The 20,449-nt window shown below is 68.0% G+C and carries 12 protein-coding genes; 6 read left to right on the forward strand and 6 right to left on the reverse strand.

Annotated elements, in window-relative coordinates:
* Window positions 1-24: 24 nt before the first annotated feature.
* The 3 genes from FV560_RS04130 to mtrA are packed head-to-tail and all read right to left on the reverse strand — an operon-like array spanning window position 25 to window position 4,168.
* Window positions 25-1,728 (reverse strand): LpqB family beta-propeller domain-containing protein, encoded by a 1,704-nt coding sequence (locus FV560_RS04130; protein ID WP_159619683.1) that lies wholly within the window; start codon window positions 1,726-1,728, stop codon window positions 25-27.
* Window positions 1,725-3,488, reverse strand: a complete 1,764-nt coding sequence (gene mtrB, locus FV560_RS04135) for an MtrAB system histidine kinase MtrB (RefSeq protein WP_235019916.1) — start codon at window positions 3,486-3,488, stop codon at window positions 1,725-1,727. The genes FV560_RS04130 and mtrB overlap by 4 nt, the downstream gene beginning before the upstream one ends.
* Complete coding sequence (gene mtrA, locus FV560_RS04140) at window positions 3,485-4,168, reverse strand: MtrAB system response regulator MtrA (RefSeq protein ID WP_159619685.1); 684 nt, start codon at window positions 4,166-4,168, stop codon at window positions 3,485-3,487. Before mtrA ends, mtrB begins: the two co-directional genes overlap by 4 nt.
* A gap of 91 nt (window positions 4,169-4,259) precedes the next feature.
* On the opposite strand from mtrA, the gene FV560_RS04145 reads away from it, so the two are divergent.
* The 5 genes from FV560_RS04145 to FV560_RS04165 all read left to right on the forward strand — a co-directional run bounded on the left by FV560_RS04145 (window position 4,260) and on the right by FV560_RS04165 (window position 10,017).
* Entirely contained in the window at window positions 4,260-5,468 is a 1,209-nt protein-coding gene (locus FV560_RS04145) for a DUF7847 domain-containing protein (protein WP_159619687.1), read from the forward strand.
* A 4-nt stretch (window positions 5,469-5,472) separates the two neighbouring features.
* Window positions 5,473-6,162: a DUF4129 domain-containing protein gene (locus tag FV560_RS04150; protein ID WP_159619689.1), complete on the forward strand. Its 690-nt coding sequence runs from the start codon at window positions 5,473-5,475 to the stop codon at window positions 6,160-6,162.
* On the forward strand, window positions 6,159-7,340 hold the full coding sequence (locus tag FV560_RS04155) for a DUF4350 domain-containing protein (RefSeq protein WP_159619691.1): 1,182 nt from the start codon (window positions 6,159-6,161) through the stop codon (window positions 7,338-7,340). Before FV560_RS04150 ends, FV560_RS04155 begins: the two co-directional genes overlap by 4 nt.
* A gap of 275 nt (window positions 7,341-7,615) precedes the next feature.
* Entirely contained in the window at window positions 7,616-8,725 is a 1,110-nt protein-coding gene (locus FV560_RS04160) for an AAA family ATPase (protein WP_200837543.1), read from the forward strand.
* The gene (locus FV560_RS04165) at window positions 8,725-10,017 is read left to right on the forward strand and encodes a DUF58 domain-containing protein (protein WP_159619693.1); all 1,293 of its coding nucleotides are present in this window, start codon (window positions 8,725-8,727) and stop codon (window positions 10,015-10,017) included. The genes FV560_RS04160 and FV560_RS04165 overlap by 1 nt, the downstream gene beginning before the upstream one ends.
* A gap of 303 nt (window positions 10,018-10,320) precedes the next feature.
* Here FV560_RS04165 and FV560_RS04170 read toward each other — a convergent pair whose 3' ends face one another.
* Window positions 10,321-16,716, reverse strand: a complete 6,396-nt coding sequence (locus FV560_RS04170; protein WP_159619695.1) for a DUF7507 domain-containing protein — start codon at window positions 16,714-16,716, stop codon at window positions 10,321-10,323.
* 299 nt (window positions 16,717-17,015) lie between these two features.
* On the opposite strand from FV560_RS04170, the gene FV560_RS20495 reads away from it, so the two are divergent.
* Window positions 17,016-17,591: a TetR/AcrR family transcriptional regulator gene (locus FV560_RS20495; RefSeq protein ID WP_159619697.1), complete on the forward strand. Its 576-nt coding sequence runs from the start codon at window positions 17,016-17,018 to the stop codon at window positions 17,589-17,591.
* Between the two features lie 48 nt (window positions 17,592-17,639).
* Here FV560_RS20495 and FV560_RS04180 read toward each other — a convergent pair whose 3' ends face one another.
* Both FV560_RS04180 and FV560_RS04185 read right to left on the reverse strand, forming a co-directional pair.
* Window positions 17,640-19,442 (reverse strand): sigma-70 family RNA polymerase sigma factor, encoded by a 1,803-nt coding sequence (locus FV560_RS04180; protein WP_159619699.1) that lies wholly within the window; start codon window positions 19,440-19,442, stop codon window positions 17,640-17,642.
* A 373-nt stretch (window positions 19,443-19,815) separates the two neighbouring features.
* Window positions 19,816-20,409 (reverse strand): TetR/AcrR family transcriptional regulator, encoded by a 594-nt coding sequence (locus tag FV560_RS04185; RefSeq protein ID WP_159619701.1) that lies wholly within the window; start codon window positions 20,407-20,409, stop codon window positions 19,816-19,818.
* Window positions 20,410-20,449: the final 40 nt, after the last annotated feature.

Here is a 20,449-nt window from a genome sequence, read left to right on the forward strand (position 1 = left end):
GCCGGCGTATCCCGGTCGATCCGGTCAGCCGGCGAAGGTGGGGTCGTGCGCCCCGGAGGCCACCTGGGCCCACCCGTTCCCCGACCGGCCGTACAGCACCCCGTCCTCGGTGGTGAGGAACAGATCGCGTTCACCGCTACCGGCGGCGATCCGGACCGTGCCCGCCACGCTGGGCAATCGGGTGAGGGGACCGCCGAGGGTGACCAGGTGCACCGTCTCGGTCTCACGGCTCGTGCCGAGCACCGCCACGGTGACCGGATCGACCCAGACGACGTCGGTGATCTCCTCGATGCCGCGGGCGGGGGCCAGGGAGGCACCGAGCGCCTCGGGGACGCCGTCGGCCGAGCGCACCACGGAGAACACGAGGAGCTGGCTCGCCCCGTCGTCCTCGACCACGACGGCGAGCCGGGCGCCGTCACGGCTGACGCGCAATGCGCGCACCTGCTGGTCCTCGAGCGTGGCGGCAGTCACCGTCAGGGCCCCTCCCCCGGGCTGGACCACGACGAGTTCACCCGAGTTGTCCTGCTCCCCGGTCCAGATCCATCCGCCGGGTCCGTAGGAGGGGGCGAGCAGCTCCCGTCCGGTGTAGAGCTGGTCCGCGCCCTGGCCGGCCGAAGGCACGGTGAGCAGGACCGAGCCGCTGGCCAGCGCCACTGTGGGGCCGTCGTCGTAGGGGACAGCCGGATCGGACAGTGCCAGCTGCCCGAGGTCGACGGCGTCGGACACAGGCACCAGCTCTGAGCCGTTGAACGTGGCGAGCAGGTCCTCGTCGGTGAGCACGAGGGGCGCCCGCCCGGTGGGCCGGTTCACCACGAGGTCGGTGCGCTCCTGGCCGTCCAACGCGACGCCGTCGACCGTCACCGTGGCCGATTGAACCTGCGGCAGCGCGGTGAGGGTCCGGCTGATCTGGGCCAGCAGCAGGCCGCGGTCATCGGTTCCGGCCGAGCGCACTTCGGGGGTCAGCGGTACTGTCGCCACCCCTCCGGAGACGGTGACCGAGTCGATGGACAGGGCGGTACCGGCCGGGATCGCGGAGACGACGGCGGGGCTGAGCCACTCGGAGGCGCCGGCGAGCAGGCTGCGCATCACGTACGTGGCGGCGTTGCGCTGCGGGAACCAGCGCACGTCCGGCACCAGCGCCGTCTGGTCGGAGGAGACGAAGTAGAGCGCACTCTGGCGGTAGAGCGTGCTGAAGTTGACCTCGGAGATCAGGATCCCGTCGGGCAGCGTGTCGATCCGCCACTCCCCGTCCTCGTCCTGTTCCAGCTCGTAGGTGAGCGTGCTGGTGGCGCCGGGGCTGGCCGGCGTGTACACCCCGACGGCGTCCACGGTGGCTGCCACTGTGGCGGTCACCTCGATCACGCCCTCCTCGGGCTCTGCGAACCGCAGCGGCGCCGAACCGTCGTAGATGAGCACCTGCGCGGCCGGTGCCCACGGCCCTTTCGCGGCATCGGTCAGGTACTCGCGCGCCTGCACGTAGTCGTCGGAGCTGCCGGCCACGGCAGCCGAGTGGAAGCCACGCACGATGCTGGCCGGTGGGTCACCCGGGTTCGGGGCCTCACCGGCCACGTACCCGACCCCCTCGTCGATACCGGCCTCCACCCCTTCTTCAACCGGTCCGGAGGTCGGCACGCGTGCACATCCGGAGACCACCAGCAGGGCCGTGATCGCCGCGGCAACCACGGCACGGACCGGCCAGTACTCCCCCGTGCCACGCGCGTGCCTCATCGGTCCTCCTCCACTGACTGCCCCGGCATCTCGCTGCCCTCCCACGGGCCGAGCATCTCCCCTCGTGCTGGTGTCATCAGCGGTGGGAGCGCCGCCGGCCCCGAGGGATCTGCCTCACGCACCGGCGCCTCCTCCGCGGGGTCGGGCCCCAGCGGCAGCGGCGGCGTGCCCACCTCCTGACCAGCGCGGCGTGGCACGGTGAGACGGAAGGCCGCACCGTCACCGGGCCTGCCCCAGGCTTCCAAGGTGCCACCGTGCAGCCGTGCGTCTTCCAGAGCGATCGCCAGCCCGAGCCCGGTTCCACCGAGGGTGCGCGTCCGGGCGGGGTCGGCCCGCCAGAAGCGGTCGAAGACGCGTTCGGCCTCCGGTGCGGTCATCCCGATCCCGTGGTCGCGCACGACCGCGGCGACCGCTGTGGCGTGCACGCCTACGCGCACCTCGATCGGTTCACCCTCACCGTGCTCGACGGCATTGACGAGCAGGTTGCGCAGCACCCGCTCGACCCGCCGGGTGTCCATATCCGCCGTGCATGCCTCGTCGGGCATGTGCAGCACGATGTGCGAACCGCGTTCGACGGCGAGGGGCTCGGTGATGCCGACCACCCGCTCGACGACCGTCCGCAAGTCGGCCTCCTCCACGTCCAGCACGGCAGCGCCGGCGTCGAAGCGGGAGATCTCCAGCAGGTCCACCAGCAAGCTCTCGAACCGGTCCAGCTGGGTCTGCAGCAGCTCGGCGGAACGCGCCTGGACCGGTGGCAGGTCGGCGCGGGCGCGATAGAGCACCTCAGCTGCCATGCGCACGGTGCTCAGCGGGGTGCGCAGCTCGTGGGAGACGTCCGAGACGAACCGCTGCTGCATCCGGGAGAGTGCCGCGAGCCGTTCGATCTGGTCCTGCAGGCTGGTGGCCATCTCATTGAAGGAACGTCCCAGCCGCGCGAGCTCATCGTGGCCGCGCACCTGCATGCGTTCGGTCAGGTTGCCGTCGGCGAGCAGCTCCGCGGTCCGGGCCGCCTGCTGCACCGGGTCGAGAACGCGGCGGGTGATGTACCACGTCATCACCACCAGCAGCACGGCGAGGGTCACGGCACCGACGGCGAGCACACGCTGCAGCAGGTCGAGCTGGGCCTGCTGGGCGGAGAGGGAGTAGACCATGAACAGCTGGTAGTTCCCCGCCACTGGGATCGTCACCGGAGATCCGACGACGATGCCGGGCACCTCCTCGGCGGCGGGCCCTGGCAGCGCGATCGACTGCCACTGCTGGAAGTTCTGGTCGGCGATCTCGGCCTGCAGCTCCTCCTCGATCACGCTCCGCAGTGACTGGTCGGTGGCCGGCGGGAGGATAGCCGCTCCGGTCGTGGACCCCGGGGCAGGCAGCAGCAGTGCTCCTTCCGAGTCGGCAGCCGTGGCCTGGATGGACTCCACCATGTCGTTGGCGAGCAGTTGGGCGTCCTGCGCGGTGCTCACCGTGGCGCCGTCGAAGCGACGCTGCGCCTGTTCGGCCCGGTTGGCGGCGTCGACGAGCACCTGGTCCCGGCGCTGCTCGAACAGGCCGTCGCGCACCTGATCCGAGAGCACTGTGGCCAGCAGTGCGAGCGCCACGGTGCCCACCACCACGGTGAAGAAGGCCACCCGCAGGCGCAGCGATCTGCTCCAGGCCCGCCGGCCGAACCGGGTGTAGGCCATGGCCCGCGCACCGGCATGACGCAGCCGCCGTGCCACCGGGGCCGGTTCGCCGCGGGCGACGGGTGGCGGACCGGTCACTGGACCGGGGTGCCCGCCCGGTACCCGACGCCTCGGACGGTTACAACCACGTGCGGGTTCTCCGGGTCGCGTTCGACCTTGGCCCGCAGCCGCTGCACGTGCACGTTCACCAGCCGGGTGTCGGCCTGATGCCGGTATCCCCACACCTGCTCCAGCAGCACCTCCCGGGAGAAGACCTGCCAGGGTTTGCGTGCGAGGGCCACCAGCAGGTCGAACTCCAGCGGCGTCAGGCCGATGGTCTCCTCACCGCGGCTGACCCGGTGGCCGGGCACGTCGACCACGAGGTCGCCGATCAGCAACCGCTCGGCGCCGTCGGTCTCCCGGTTGCGCAGCCGCGCTCGCACGCGGGCCACGAGCTCGGTGGGTTTGGCGGGTTTGGTGATGTAGTCATCGGCTCCCGCCTCGAGCCCCTCGACGACGTCGGTGGTCTCCCCCTTGGCGGTCAGCATGATGATCGGGACCCCGGACTCGATGCGGATGCGGCGGCAGATCTCGATGCCGTCCATGCCCGGGAGCATCAGATCGAGCAGGACGAGATCCGGTTGGGCGGAGTGAAAGGCCTCCAATGCCTTGGAACCGTTCGAGCAGAACTCGGTCTCGAACCCCTCCGACTGCAGGACGATGCCGATCATCTCCGCGAGCGCGGCATCGTCGTCGACCACCAAGACGCGTGCGTTCATGCCCCTATCGTGACACTTCCTGTTCGCGGATGCCCGGACCGGCGCACGTGCGAAGATGGCAGGAGGGACCTGAAGCAGTGAGAGGAACGCGATGTCGTATCCGGGATCGCCGCCACCCCAGGGTGGCGGATGGGGCGCGCCGGACGCCGGTTCGGGCTGGGGAGCACCCAACCCAGGCGGGTATCAGCAGCAGCCGCCTCAGCATGGCCAGCAGGGCGAGGGCCAGCCACCGCAGTACGGACAGCAGCCAGGAGCGGGCCAGCCTCCCATGCCACCGGGAGGGCCGCCGTCGGGAACCCCGGGTTCTGGGAATCCGGGCGGCTACGGGCAGTTCGGGCCCGCGGGTCAGGGGGGTTTCGATCCCCACAGCGGGTTCGCCCCGCAACCTGGGGTGATCCCGCTCCGGCCGCTCACGCTCGGTGAGCTCTACGACGGAGCCATCCGCTCCATCCGCGCCAATCCGGCGGTGATGTTCGCGCTCACGGCGGTGCTGGTCTCGATCTCCGTGGCGATCCAGGGGGTGGCCACCTGGGGGTTCTACGAGGATCTCAACTCGCTCATGCTCAACCCCGATGACTCGGCACTGATGTCCGGCGACATGAGCAGCCTCTACTCCACAATGCAGAGCGGCGTGCTCGGCTCACTCATCTCGTCGGCGGTCTCGTTCCTCGTCACCACGATCCTGACTGGGCTGTTGATCCACTCGGTCAGTCAGTCGGTGATCGGTCGGAAGATGAGCCTCGGGGAGGTCTGGGCGGCCGTACGTGGCCAGATCCTGCGGCTGCTCGGCCTGAGCCTGCTCATCGGGCTGATGCTCACCGTGGTGCTCGGCGCGGCGATCGGCCTGGTGGCGTTGGCAGCGCTCACCCAGGAGGTCGCGCTGATCGCGATCGTGGGCCTGCTGTCGCTGCTGCTCGCCGTGGTCGGGATGCTGGTGCTGCTCACGTTCACACTGCTCGCCACCCCGGCCCTAGTGCTGGAACGGGCGGGCATCCTGACGGCGTTGCGCCGATCCTTCACGCTGACGCGGCGGGCGTTCTGGCGCATCCTGGGGATCTACCTGCTCACTCAGGTGCTGGTGTTCGTGGTGGCCTCCGCAGTCAGTTATCCGATCGGGGCAGTCGGTGGCCTGTTCGGCAGCCTGACAGCGATCAACATCGCCAGTCTCATCGGGGCAGCTGTCACCCTCATCGTCACCACCCCGTTCGTGGCGGCGGTGACCGCGCTGTTGTACATCGACGTGCGGATCCGCACCGAGGCGCTGGACGTCGAGCTCGCACGGGCCGCGCAGGGCGCCTGAGGCGATGCACCCACCGACCGCACCGACAGCACTGGGCGCCCGTGACGTCCCGCTCACGCCCTCGGCGGACGAGGCACGGGCGTGGGCCGAGGAGGAGCTGCGCAAGGGCATCTACAACGATGACCCGACCTTGCTCGAACGCGTGCTGGAGTGGCTGCGGGGCCTGTGGGAGCAGATCACCGGGCTGGAAGGGACTCTCGGTCCGGTGCTGGTGCCGGTGCTGGTCCTGGTGGCCGTGGGCGTGGTCGTCCTGGTGGCGCTGTTGCTGGGTGGGCCGGTCCGCAGGCGGCGGTCCCGCACCACCGGCGGCACCAGCGCAGCCGTACTGGATGGCGACGACCGCACCTCTGCCGATCTGCGCACCGCGGCCGAGGCAGCGCACGAGGCGGGCCGAGAGGCGCTCGCCGTGCTGGAGCGGTACCGCGCGATCGTGCGCTCGCTCGACGAACGCGCCATCCTCACCGACCGCGCCGGCCGTACCGCGCACGAGGCAGCCGTCGACGGCGGAGCTCGCCTGCCGTCGGTAGCCGACGACCTGGTCGCGGCCTCCCACCTGTTCGACGACGTCGCCTACGGCGACGTCGAACCCACGGGTGAGCAGTACCTGTGGCTGCGGTCGGTGGACGGGCAGGTCAGCCGCACCCGGCCGGAACGTCGAGCACGTGCCGGCGCGAAGGCGGCGGTCTCCTCGTGAGCACGATCACCGCACGCGGCAGCCGTCTCGGCTCGAGGACCGATAGCGCCTCCGAGCGCCGATCGAACCGGCGCGGCCTGATCATCGTGGCCTGCGCGGTGGTCCTGCTGCTCGCCGGGACCATCGTGCTGAACCTCCTGGCGCCGCCGCAGAACAACGAACCGTACTCCTCATCCAACCCCGACCCTGACGGCGGCAGAGCAGCCGCACAGATCCTCGGCGAACACGGTGTGAGCGTGCAGGAGGTCACCACCACCCAAGCGGTGCTGGATGCTGCCGGGCCTGGTGGCACGCTGCTGATCACCGATCCCGGGGCGTTGCGGGAAGCGCAGCAGGAGGCGCTGCGGGACGTGCCGTCCGACATCGTACTGACCAATCTCGACTTCGGATCGCTCGAGGACCTCACCGACGAGATCACCGCCACGGGCGGGGGCGCCGTGGGGACCTACGCGGCCGAATGCACCGACGAGCACGCCGCGGCCGCGGGCGAGATCGTGACCTCGGGGCCCGGGGTGCTGGTGGGCGAGGACGCCGAGGGATGCTTCCCCATCGGCGACGACGACGCCGGCACCTCGTACGCCTTCGCCACGTGGACCGTCGGCGACCAGCGCTGGTACGCCATGCCCAACGGCTTCCCGCTCACCAACGAGGGCCTCCCCCAGGCGGGGAATGCTGCCCTGGTGCTGCGGATCCTCGGTCAGCACGATCGGCTCACCTGGTACGTGCCCGATCCTGCCGACCAGTTCGGGATCGACTCCGAGGCCGGTCCGCCCCCGGTGATTCCTCCGGCCGTGTGGTGGTTCGGAGCGCTGCTGGCGCTGGCCGTGGTGCTCTGGCGCGGCCGGCACCTGGGCCGGGTGGTCGTCGAGCCGTTGCCGGTCGTGGTGCGGGCGACCGAGACGATCCGGGGCCGCGGGCGGCTGTACCGGCGCGCGCGAGCATTCGGGCACGCCGGCGCCGCACTCCGGGCCGGCACGGTGCGGCGACTCGCCCAGCGCACGGGCCTGCCTCGCACGGCCCAGCCCTACGAGGTGGTGGACGCGCTCGCCCGGGCGAGCGGCCGCCGTCCGGAGGAGATCGACTCGCTGCTGTACGGACCACCGCCCACCGACGATTCCACCCTGCTCACGCTCACGCACGCCCTGGACACCCTGGAAGGTGAGGTTCACCGCTCATGACCGTTCCACCGGCAACACCGGACCACCCCGAGGCTCCCCGCCCGGAGTCTGCAGCGCAGCCACCGCAGCGTGGGCAGGCTGAACAGCAACACCAACCACAGCAGCCGCACGAGCTCCCGCAGCCGCAGGAGGCCTATCACCCCGGGTATGGACAGCAGGGTGGCTACGGCCAGCAGGGTGCGTACGGACAGCAGGGCGCCGGCGCAGCACCGGGCTACGGGGCTCCCTCGGCACCGGGGGGCGCGCCGGGATACGGGGCCCAACCCGAGCACGGGGTGCAGCCGCAACACGGGGCGCCGCAGGGATACGGCGGGCAGCCCTACGCGGCCTCCCCCGCCTACGGCACCCAGCCCGCTGGGTACCCCCACCAGGGCGTCGGGGAATCTCCCGCGGCGTCTGCCCCGCAACCCGAGCCCGAACCGGAGTCGGACGAACAACGCCGCATCCGCTCGGCGCTGGCCCAGGTGCGCACGGAGGTGGCGAAGGCCGTCGTGGGCCAGGACGCCGCCGTCACCGGACTGGTCATCGCGCTGCTGTGCCGCGGCCACGTTCTCCTCGAAGGCGTCCCGGGCGTCGCGAAGACGCTGCTCACGCGCACGCTGGGGGCGTCCCTCGACCTGGAGATGAAGCGGGTGCAGTTCACCCCGGACCTCATGCCCGGAGATGTGACCGGTTCGCTGGTCTACGACGCCCGCACCGCGGAGTTCTCCTTCCGGGAGGGCCCGGTGTTCACGAACCTGATGCTCGCCGACGAGATCAACCGCACTCCCCCGAAGACCCAGGCCTCGCTGCTGGAGGCGATGGAGGAACGGCAGGTGAGTGTGGACGGCGAACCGCGGCCGCTGCCGACCCCATTCATGGTGATCGCCACTCAGAACCCGGTGGAGTACGAGGGAACCTACCCGTTGCCGGAGGCGCAGCTGGACCGGTTCCTGCTCAAGCTGCTGCTGCCGCTGCCAGAGCGCACGGACGAGATCGAGGTGCTGAACCGGCACGCGCACGCGTTCGATCCCCGGGACCTGGCCGGGGCCGGTGTCGCCCGTGTGGCCGGTGCGGCCGATCTGGACGCTGCCCGGGCGGACGTCGCGCAGGTCGAGGTCGGCCCGCAGGTACTCGCCTACATCGTCGACATCTGCCGCGCCACCCGCACCTCCCCGTCACTCTCACTCGGTGTCTCCCCGCGTGGTGCGACCGCACTGCTGGCCACATCCCGCGCGTGGGCGTGGATGTCCGGGCGCCGCTATGTGACCCCGGACGACGTGAAGGCGCTCGCGCACCCCACGTTGCGGCACCGCGTGCAACTACGTGCGGAGGCCGAGCTCGAGGGCATCACGGCCGAGTCTGTGCTGGACGGGATCCTCGGGTCGGTCCCGGTCCCCCGCTGATGGCGATCACCGGTCGGACCGTCCTGCTGGTGCTGCTCGGAGCGGTGCCGGTGCTGCTGGTTCCGCAGGTCACCACGGTCGCGGTGTGGGGGGCGGCTGTGGTCGTGCTCGTCGCCCTCGACACGCTGCTGGCTGCGGCCACGGGGGCGCTGGAGGTGGAGCGGCGCACCGCCGGGGCGGTCCGCCGGGGCGAGCAGGTGGAATCGGTGCTGACCGTCACCAACCTCGGGAGACGGACCCTACGAGGGCTGGTACGCGACGCCTGGCAGCCAACGGCGGGCGCCACGGGGAACCGGCACCGGCTGCGGATCCGGCCCGAGGAGGCGCAGCGCGTGCGCACCCCGCTGCGGCCGACCCGCCGCGGGGACGTGCGCGCGGACCGGGTGACGGTGCGCAGCTACGGACCGCTGGGCCTCGCGGCCCGCCAGTCATCGCGGGAGGTGCCTGGGATCGTGCGGGTGCTGCCGGAGTTCGCCTCGCGGCGTCATCTGCCCTCCCGGCTGGCGCGCCTGCGCGAGATGGACGGGCGCACCGCGGTGAACGTGCGTGGGCAGGGAACCGAGTTCGACTCCCTGCGCGAGTACGTCGTCGGTGACGATGTGCGGGCCATCGACTGGCGGGCCACAGCTCGCCGCTCGGAGGTGGTGGTGCGTACGTGGCGCCCGGAGCGGGATCGCCGGGTGCTGATCGTGCTGGACTCCTCGCGCCTGTCCGCCGCCCGCCTCGGGGACGCGCCGCGGCTGGACGCCTCGATCGAGGCGGCACTGCTGCTGACCGCCCTGGCGATCAAGGCCGGAGACAGGGTGGACCTGCTCGCCGTCGATTCGAGTGTGCAGGCACGAGTGCGCGGCACGCACGGGCCGGCCGTGATGGCCGCCATGGCCGATGCGCTCTCGCAGGTGACGCCGTCGTTGGTGGAGCCGGACTGGGCACGGATCACCCAGGAAGTGCGCGACACCCTCTCCCAGCGGGCGCTGGTGGTGCTGCTGACCGGTGTGGAAGCGGGGGCGACCGAGACCGGCATGCTGCCCGCGGTGGCCACCATCGCACGGGACCATCAGGTGATCGTCGGCTCGGCGACCGACCCCGCTGCGGAGGAGCTACGCAGCGCGCGGGACACCTCGGCGGACGTCTTCGACGCCGCAGCTGCCGAGCGGACCGACCTGGAGCGCGAGGCGCTCGCCACCCGGATGCAACGCGGCAGCAGCGAGGTGGTCGAGCGGGTACCGGAGGTACTGCCGCCGGCGATCGCCGACACCTACCTGGCGCTGAAGGCGGCCGGGCGGCTCTGAGTCCACCCAGATGCGGAGCCTGGGAGGCGTCACCCGCCGCTGGGTGCCATCCGTTGTCGCCCTGGCGCCGGAATAGCGACAACGAGTGGCACCTTGCGGTGCATGTGCGCGCGCTCGGTGCCATCGACCGTCGCTACGCCAGCTGATCTCCGACGCCGAGTGGCACCTACTCCTGGCAGGGGCGAGGGACGCAACCCATCAGAGGCACGAACGTGCCGCCCACCACAGCGGTGGGCGGCACGTTCTGTGTGCAGCCGGTGTGTGCAGCCAGGTGGCTAGATCACCCGGCTGGGAGTCGCTGGCCTACTCGGGCTGGCGCCGGTGGCGCACCACGAGCAATGTGCCCGTGCCGAGCAGCAGCAACAGGATCGCCGCCATCGGCGCCCAGCCGATTGAGGCACCGGTGACCGGCAGCTCCGGCGGCTCCTCCGGCGGGACGCAGTCCTGCGCATCCTGCGAGAGACCGTTGTGGTCGATGCCGGCGACGTTGCGGAAGCCGGCTGGTTCGCCGGATCCGGGCTCGCCGCAGCTGAACGTGGTCGCGTCAGTCTGTTCACCGATCGTGGCGGTGACCTGCACCTGGTAGGTGTGGGTCCCATCGGCTTCCAGGGAGACGTCTGTCGCGACGACGTTGGCCTCGGAACCCTCCGATCCCTGACCGCTCCAGGACGAGGCCGCGATGACCCCCTCGGGTGTGGAGACGATGGTCGCGGAGGTGACCTCGATCCCGGTGCCGAAGCGCAGCTGGTCGGTGAGGGTGTAGATACCCTCGACAGCCCCGTCGTTCGTCGCGGTGATCTCGTAGGTCACGGTCCACTCGCCGTCCGCGTCCACGACCGGGTCGCCGGTGACCTGCTTGACGATCTCGATCGACGGCAATGGTGCGCAGTCGGTATCGGTGGCCTCGTTACCGTTCTCGTCGGTCAGGGTGGCTGCGTTGTTCAGCCCCTGTTCGAGGGTGTTCGACCCTCCTGGTTCGGTGCAGGCCGGTGATCCGGTGCCATCGGCATCGGGTTCGTCGAACTGCATCGGGACGTTGGCGAGCACAGTCACCGTGTAGACGTGCGGTGCGTAGTCCTCGGAGTCGAGCCCCGCGAGCATCACATCCGTCGCGATCCGGGTATCACTGGCGCCGTCGAAGCCCGCATTGAGCATCACACCCTCCGGTCCGGCCAACTGCACACCATCGACGGTGACCTCGGCAGCGAAGAGGAACTCATCGTCGAGGTCGTAGGTCGTGGCCTGACCACCGACGTTACCGACAGTGATGTCGTAGACGACCTCCCACTGCCCGCCACCGACGGGGGTCGCAGTGACCAGTTCCTTGTCGAGGGTGGGCTTGCCGGGAAGGATGCACTCCTCGTCCTCCTCCTCAATGCCGTTCCAGTCCACCGTGGCCTGGTTGTCCAACGCACCGGGGGCTGGGCCACCATCGGCAGTGGTGCACACTCCGTCCGTGGGTACCTCGACGTCGAACACATCAGCCGCATACCGCACGGTCACTTGATACATGTGCTCGACCGGTCCCTCGACCGCACCGGCGATGGCCTGGTCGGTCACGATGACCGTGTCATCGATGCCATCGAAGCCGTCGTTGATCACAGCACCCGGGGCATCAGTGGTGACGTCCTGGACACCGATCACCTCGATACCCTCACCAGCCGCGAGCTCGTCGGTGAGGTCATAGGTGCCCTCACCGTCACCGGAGTTGGTCACGAGCAACTCGTAGGTGACGTCATAGACACCGTCCTGGTCCTCGACCGGCTCCACCGGTCCCGCGAGGGACTTGATGAGGTCGATCAGCGGAAGCGGGGCACACACGTCCTCGCCGCGGTCCTCACCGTTGTGGGTGAGTTCGGTCGAGTTCGCCAGACCGCCGCTTTCACCCGATCCGGGCTCCGGGCACTCCAACGCGTCCGGGGTGACCGTCTCGAGGTCGAGGGAAACCGTCACGTCCACCTGGTACGTGTGCTCGCTCTCCTCGGGCAGCGTGACGTCGGAGGAGATCACGTTCTCCGCCGCACCTTCATCGCCGAGACCGGTCCAGCCCGGGTTGGTTTCCACACCCTCAGGTGCGGTGGTCACACCAGCGGACTCGATGATGATGCCCTCGCCATACAGCAGCTGATCAGTGAGGTCGTAGTCACCTGCGGCACCACCGGTATTCGTAGCGACCAGCTCGTAACTGATCGTCCACGTCCCGTCGCCGTTGGGCACCGGTCCCTCGCTGATCGTCTTGGCAATGTCGATGAGCGGCAGCGAGGCACAGACGTCGTCCTCGTCAACGATCCCGTTGTGGTCGAGCTCGGTGGAGTTCGCGAGCCCGCCGCTCTCACCCGATCCGGGCTCCGGGCATTCGAGCACCGATGGATCGATGGTCTCTTCGTCCAGCTGGACGATCACCTCGATCTGGTAGGTGTGCGAGGCATCCATCGCGAGCATGATGCCGTCGGCGACGACGTTCTCCGCCGCGCCCTCGTCACCCAGGCCCGTCCAGCCGGCGTTGGTCTCGACACCCTCAGGTGCGGTGATGATCCCGGCACTGGTGATCTCGATGCCCTCGCCATACTGCAACTGGTCGGAGATGTCGTACTCCCCGGCCGCGCCGCCAATGTTCTCGGCCACCAAGTCGTAGGTGATCGTGAACGTCCCGTCACCGTTCGGCACCGGACCGTCCGAGATCGACTTGTCGACGACGATGGCCGCCACGGAGGTGCACTCCTCATCAGCGTCGGTGAGGTCGTTGTGCTCGACCTCGGCCGTGTTAGCCAGACCGCCACCGTCAGCACCGGGTTCGGCGGGGCACGCCCCGACATCCGGAGGACCTTCGATCCCCTCGGCCATCCCGAGCACGACCTCCACCTGATAGGTGTGCACTCCACCACCAGGCAGGCTCACACCCTCAGCGATCACGTTCTCTGCAGCGCCCTCAGCACCCAGACCCGTCCAACTCCCGTTCGTGGGGAGACCAGCGGGGCTGCTTCCCACGATGTCCGATGAGACGACGTCAAGGTCGCCACCGGCGGTCATCCGGTCGGTCACGTCGTAGTCGCCATCGGCTGCGCCGTCGTTCGTGGCGACGACGTCGTAGGAGACCGTCCAGGTACCGTCACCGTTCGGCACGGGACCATCCGTGATCGACTTCTCGACCCCGATCGAGGGCAACTCGGCGCACGCCCAGTCGTCCTCGGTCTCACCCGTGGACTTGGTCAGCTCGGAGGTGTTCGTGAACGCCCGATCGGTCGTTTCACCCTCCGCGCCGCATGCGGTCGGGTCGTCCTCACCCGATCCCGCGCCCTCGAGCTGCAACGGCACATCAGCGATGACCGTTATCTCGTACACGTGCGGCTCATAGTCCGGGTTGTCCATGCCCTCGATCTCGGCAAAGTCGGTGATCGGCAGGTTCTCCTGCCCATCCCATGCCGGATCGGACAGCGTCACATCATCAGGCGATTCTGTGACCTCGGCCGAGGTGATCGTGGCCTGATCGGTGAAGTGCAACTCATCGGCCAGCGCGTACTCGGCCGCCGGGACCTCGATGCTCTCCACCACGATCTCGTAGACGATCTCCCACTGCCCGTCACCGATCGGAGTAGCCGATACCAGGTCCTTGCTGTGCGTCGTATCGCCCAGGACGGTGATACCGGCCGGATCACAGTTGATGTCCGGGGCCAACGGGTCACCGTTCTCGTCCACCGAATCCGGTGGGGTATCTGCACCGGCGCAGGCCGTGTTGACGATGTCATCTTCATTGTCAGGTTCTTCCAGCACGATCTCGAACTCGTGGGATGCCGACTCACCAGGCGCCAGCTCATCAATGGTGAACGAGCCACTGTCATAAATGTCGTCATCGACGACGATGTTGGTCAGCGTGCCCTGACCGGTGTTAGTCACTACGATCCGGTACGGCACCGTGTCACCGACGTGGTACTCGGGGTAGGTCTCCGCCTCGTTCGCATCGATCCAATCCTCATCGGTGGCATCCTCCAACGCCACATCCGGATCCAGGACGTACTTCTTCAGATCCGCGGAGTAATAGGTGGCGATCGAGGTCTCCGCCGAGGTCCGCATGACCAGGCGCGTGTCCTCGGCCCGACCCTGCGCCCGGTTCACCAGTACATCTTCACCTTCCATGCCGTCGGTGAGGATCGGGACGGTGAAGTTGAACGCGCCCCGCGGCTCCAGCTCGCCGGTGATGACGCGCACGGCCGTCGCATCCGCGGTGAAATCCGTGGTCCACCCCACCGTGTTACCGGTCGTGTCCCCCGCCGCACCATTCATCGGATCAGCCGGGTCGTCGGAGAGCGTCTCCGGAGGTGCCGTCGTGTAGTACACGGTCTCCTCGTCCATGCTCACCTGGACCGGGCCACTGAGCTGGTACGTGCCGGACATATCGGTCCCACGACCATCACCGTTATACGGAAGAATGTCGATCGTGTCCGTGAACACCTGCGGCGACGGATCCTCGGAGACGAGGTCCACAGTCCAGGAGCCCTCACCCACACCATCACCGTTCACGTTCGGGATGAGTTCCTGATCGGCCGTCTTCACAATCGACGTGGCCCCAGCGGTATTGATCGTCACCGCCGCCGTCGCTGGATCACTCGGAACGCCGCCGATCTCACCAGTGACCGAGTTCACCAACCGGTCACCACCATCAACATCCTCAGAAATATCGACGTCGTAAGACCAGGTGTTCGTCGTATTCGTCGGCACATCATCAATGACCCACGTCAGGATCTGCTGACCCTCAGGGCCGGTCCCGATCTCATCCGGCTCCTGCGGCGCCGAACCAGGCACATAGGTCGCGCCGACCGGCATCGTGTCTTCCAACACGTAGCCGTCCACCGTCTCTGCGATGCTTCCCGTTCCCTGAGCCGTGTACAACAGATCGAACGTCGCCGAACCACCCGGATCCACCGTCGAGGGATTGACCTGCTTGTCCACCACCGGCGTCACCGTCGAGATCCGCAAGATGTCCCGCCCCGACGCCGCGAACGGGTAGCGCGCATTGTCCGTCTCCGTCCCCGCGGTGGGGATATCGGCCAGATCGGTGCTCCGGTTCTGGTAGGCCCAACCAGCCTCGTTCTGACGGAAGAAGCCTGAGAACGTCCAGACATCGTCTTCCGCCTCGAGACCGGCATCAGTATCAATCGTCTGGGTCACCCGCAGCGCCGGCCGCGAAGCTAGCGTGACCTCTTCGCCGGGGCCAATGTCGAATGTCGTGCGCACCGCACGGACGGTCGACAGATCGCCAGGAAGGGTGGTCGTCCAGTTCAGGCTCTCGTTGCCACACGGCTCCATGCCGTTGGGATCATTGTAGGGGTCGGGATTCACCAGGTACTCGACCGTTGTGCCGAGCGTTTGATGCCCTTCGTTGGCGTCTGTGACGGTCTCGCCCGTGTACGTGACGTAGTCGGAGTCCAGAATGGTGCACAAGCCACCCTGGGTCGGATTATCAGTGGCGTTGGCGTAGTTCACCGCGACATTCGACTGCACTTCGGTCCCCGGCGTGACGCGGTACTGATCCGTCCACGCACGAGCACTCGACCCCGTATAGTCGGCACGCCAGTTGGCGACACCGAAGCCGGAGAGCCAGTTGTTGGCGGAGGCGTTGTTCTCCGTGTCGTCCTCGATCGTGGCACCACCAGCAGAGACATACGTCGGCGCATCCGCCTGTAGATTGAGCTGGCCACTGTTCTCATCGGTGATGACCCGGATCTGCACCTCACCAGAGGCCACCGCCACCTCAGCAACCGGCAGCGACCCACCAGTCGAATCCTCAGTCGGTACCTGCGTGTGGCTGTAGTCGATGCCAGTCAAGGTCAACTGATACGTCGAGCCCGAGCCTGTGAGCGTGCAGTCATTGACGAACGGCGCGATTTGCTCCTCGGGGTTGTCCCCTCCCGAATACGGGTGCCCCGTCGCAGCCCCCGACGTGAACGCCGTACATCCGTCGGGACCGAGCTCCATCGTCGCGCCCACGGTGTTGTCCATCGTGAGGGTGTACGTCACGCTGTCTGGACCGTCGGGGCTGAACGCTCCGTGGACGAGTGTCCAGTTGAACGACATGTCCCTGGAATCCGGGTTGCTCTCGGTCTTCCCCGCGTTCTCGTCCCAGCGCATGTCCATGAAGAATTCGTTCTGCACGCCGAGCTCGTCGAGATCAGCCTCCTGATCGGCGATCTCGCCAGACATCGACACGAACTCACCGTCTTCGGCAGTGACGGTCACCGACGCGTTCAGCCGCAGGGCGGTGCCCTCATCAAATGTCCCGCCGTTACACACCAGGGTCGCGCCGTCGTCGAGGATCTCCGACTCCGGGTCGAGCTCGGGGTCGTCATCGTGGGTCAAACACGCGGGCGGGATCTCCTCGAACACCGCACCCTCGACGGTCATGGTGATCGTGACGTTGTCGACGGGCTCGTTCCCGGGTGCCGCCGCGTCATCGTTGACGTTGGCCCACCACGTGGCTGCGATCGAGTCACCGGTCTGAACGGTGTCGGGAGTGTCGTCGTCCCACTCCCCCTCAAGCTCGTAGACCGTCGCCGCCTGCGCCGGCGCAGCGACGATCATGCTTGCGATCAGGGTTCCCACCAGCGCCAGAGCCAGCGTGGCAACCCATCGCCCGACCCCCGTCGCACGCGACCACGGCCCCTCGGTGACGCGTGACGAACCTGCATGACGAATTGCACTCACGAGCAGTCCCTCCCTCAGATGTGCTGCGCTTCGCCCATGTGGAGGGCTCTGCGATACTTCGTGCTCTCTGGACTGGACAATTCACCAGCACCCCTGCCTCGCCTGAAGACCCGGGGCGCTCATCGCTCGCCAGCGAGCGATGAGCCGACTGTATAACAGGGGATCCGAAATTGCGATACCTGTCACATATCGCACCAGGACGCCGCATAACACAGAATGCGCAGCACCGCATGGCCAGAGTGAACAAGCGTCCCGGTAGAATCTCCAGAGCACCACGAGGGCGACTGGGGGATCACGCAATGGCAGGTGGCCGGGCCGATAGCGGATCGAGCGCGCGGGCCGATCTCGTTGCTACGGGGATCCGCATGTTCGGCCAGCACGGCTTCGGCCTGGGACTGCGTGAGATCGCCGCCGAGGCGGGCGTGACAGCCGGCTCCGTGACCTACCACTTCGGAGGAAAGACGGGCTTCCTCGCCGCCTGCGACCGTCAGGTTCTCGACGGCGCTCGGATCTATCTACCAGCCGTGATGGCCTCAGGCGAGCGTGAGGTGCAGCTTCGTGGCAACGACCGGACCCACCTGCACCTTCTCCGATACCTGATGCGCAGTCTCGCTGAGTCGACCGCACTGGTGGAGCCGTTCATCGAGATCCTCGTGGACGCCACTCGTACCGAGGTGCTCGCACACTTCCAGGCGGAACATCCGGACCCAGGGTGCGTCGACACAGCCGCGAGGGACGTGATCCGGCGGACTCTGGGCGTAGCGATGCTCGACCATGCCCTGACCGCTCCCACTACCGCCGAGGAACTCCAAGCCATGCTCACCTCGTGGCGCAATATCGGCAGAGACACGATCGCGGTCTACCGGGCCCGCTGAGACGATCACCAACGGCTGTGCGGTACACGCCTACCAGCACGTGCAACGCTATGGCTGGACCACCTGGAATGTGACTGAGTACCAGGCGCCTTCAGCCCCTGATCCCATATCTACGTAGCGGACCGCCATCGTCGACTCACCGATCACCTGAGGGCTGCTGACGAAGGTCATCGGCGAACCATTGGCCTCGTGAACCAAGGACGAAATCTCGCCGTTGCGCCGGAACTGCATCCCCCAACCAGAGTCCCCGACGGCGGTGATCAGGATGTCGTCCAGGTCACCGTTGCCGTTCACGTCCCAGGTCTCGAGCGGGACGTCGTCACCTTCGCTGATGTTGGTGATCTGTGGCGCCAGCAGATCCACCGGGTCACTCGTACTGAGCTCGGATGCCTCCCCATCGACGATCTGCCGCGCATCGAACGTGGCGCCCTCGGCAACCGGAATACTCTCCGGGACCACCGACCAGGTGCCGTTCGCCGTGACTGCCGTGGTCGCAATGACCTGGTCGAGCGCACCCAGGATTTCCACCGTTGCGTCCGGAACACCGGTACCGGTGATCTCCGGCATCACGCGGTACGTCGTCGCAGGGAACGGGTCGATGGCCGGTGGTTCAGGCGCCGGCTCTTCGGTGGGCTCCTCGGTCGGCTCTTCCGTCGGTTCCTCAGTCGGTTCCTCGGCGGGGTCTTCAGTCGGCTCGTCGGTCACTCCCGCGCCAGGGGTGTCGGCGGGCTCATCCGCCGGATCACTGGGGGGAAGGATGGGTACCTGCGGCGGCTCTTGTTCGGGAGGTGCCACGGTCACGGAGCCGGTTGGCGACGTGGTCGGATCCTCAGCGGGTTCCTGCTGAGCGTCATCGTTGTCACGGTCATCGTCGGTGGGTGGCGCCGGCGGAGCCGTGCTCGGCGCAGGTGCCGGGGATGCGGAGGCCGAGGGTGTCGGGGGTGCAGCGGACGGGTCGCCGGGCGCGTTCCAGGCGAACGCCAGCACTGGGATGGCAACCGCTGCGGCCACAACCACCACAGCGCCGGCCACCTGACCTCGTGACTTCGTGGCCAACCAGGAGCCGGCGGCAGCATGGCCCAGGTGCGGGACCAGCCCGGCGAGCAGCAGGAGCATACCCGCCTCGTTCAGGCGCGCCGAGGCATGCGAGAGGTCCAGCAGCACAGCCTGGCAATGTTCGCAATCCTCCACGTGGTCCTCGATCGTCCGCGAACGCCGAGAACTCACCTTGCCGCGCTGCCATGCCGCCAGATGCTTGACCACCCTGCGGCACTCCTGAGGTGCGCCGTCGCCATTGACATGCGCATCGAGCCAGGCGGTTCGCAGCCGCTCGCGAGCGCGATAGGCCAAGGCTGCCGCACTGCTGGCGCTGAGCCCGAACTGCACGCCAACATCCTCGAGGGGCCGACCTTCGACGTCCACGAGCCAGAGCACCTGGCGCCACCGGTCCGGCAGCGTCCGGAACGCCTTCGTCAGCAGCATCTGATCGAGGACTGCCCCTTCGCGGGTTGATGATCTGTCATCAAGCACGTCGTGAGACTCGAGCGGCATCTCCGGACCGCGGGAGCCGATGCGCAGGGCGGCACGCCGCACAGAGGTCGTGATGTAGGCGCGCACATGCTGGTTCGGCCCACCGCCAGAACGTACTGCTTGCAGCACCTGCATGAACCCGACCTGCACGGCGTCATCGGCCGCCGACTCGTCGAGAACGCGCCGTGCCGCTGCGACGGCGGCCGGTCGGTGTCGCTGGTAGATCTCCGCGAATGCCTCAAGATCGCCGCCGCGCACTCGGTCGAGCGCCTCGGCATCATCGTTGGGCGCTACAGTCCCGACATCGGGCGCCTCATCCACGATGTACTCCCTGGCACTCGCCTAGGGATACACGCGGGCCGGAACTCATCCTTCGAATCTAACAGGATCGTCTCCCAAAGCAGCAGGGCAGCCGACTGAGAGTGACGCGCGTCGCACAATAACTGAACTATCGTTCAATGACGTGCCACGAGCACGGGAACGACATCGCCAGCACCACAGACTGATTCCAGGAATGGTGATCGGGGCCCGGCCGCGCATCAACCGTGATCACCGCGGCGTCATCGATCTGCTGCGAGAGTCCGCGCTTCTGGACGACCTGGGCGATTCTCCGTGAGCGGTCAATGAATGATCTTCACGGCTTGATGGAGCCCATTCTCCACCTTATTCCTGCCCAACGTAATGAATTGCTGAGCTAGTCAGCGTTGGTCTCAACAAGCATGTCCGGATTCTCCTCGATCCGCGCGATGAGTGGCAGAAACTCTGTCTCCCAGGCGGTCATCACGAACGCGACCGCCGGGTCCAGACCGTCGGGCCGTCCCACCGCGAAGTCGAGCATGGTCGCACCGAGTCCGAACCGGACGATGCGGCGCGCTCGCTCGCGAAGCTCGTCTGGCGACTCCCCCCGGTTCGATCCGAGCAAGCCATACACATGGGAGGTCAGGCGCGAGACCAGCGGACGCGCCAGCGGTGCTCCTTCTCCCAGGCTGCGCATGCAGTAGTACAGGACGGACTCAAAGTCATCGTCATCAGCCAGTTGCGGCCGAACCACCCCTTCAGCCGGGAAGAAGATCGGCAGCACGCGGTCGACGATGGCCAAGACACGCCGATCACAGGCCTCGCGCAGACCCTCCTTGCCGCCGAAGTGGTATTGCACGATGCCGGCCGCCGCCGTAGCTCGTGAGGTGATGGTCCGGATGCCCACATCGAATCCCTCGCGGCCGAAGGCGTCGATGGCGACCGTGACGAGGCGGTGCTTGGTCGGCAGCGGGTTGCGTGTTTGGTTCACTGGTCGGTCCGTCTCTTGTCATCGCGGCGAAGCACGGCGG

Origin of the sequence: Ruania rhizosphaerae, assembly GCF_009805705.1 — a bacterium.
Classification (GTDB): Bacteria; Actinomycetota; Actinomycetes; order Actinomycetales; family Beutenbergiaceae; genus Ruania; species Ruania rhizosphaerae.

Coding starts and splice junctions, on each gene's coding strand:
- FV560_RS04130 (WP_159619683.1), bottom strand. CDS start 1,728: ATGAGGCACGCGCGTGGCACGGGGGAGTACTGGCCGGTCCGTGCCGTG.
- mtrA (WP_159619685.1), bottom strand. CDS start 4,168: ATGAACGCACGCGTCTTGGTGGTCGACGACGATGCCGCGCTCGCGGAG.
- FV560_RS04145 (WP_159619687.1), top strand. CDS start 4,260: ATGTCGTATCCGGGATCGCCGCCACCCCAGGGTGGCGGATGGGGCGCG.
- FV560_RS04150 (WP_159619689.1), top strand. CDS start 5,473: ATGCACCCACCGACCGCACCGACAGCACTGGGCGCCCGTGACGTCCCG.
- FV560_RS04165 (WP_159619693.1), top strand. CDS start 8,725: ATGGCGATCACCGGTCGGACCGTCCTGCTGGTGCTGCTCGGAGCGGTG.
- FV560_RS20495 (WP_159619697.1), top strand. CDS start 17,016: ATGGCAGGTGGCCGGGCCGATAGCGGATCGAGCGCGCGGGCCGATCTC.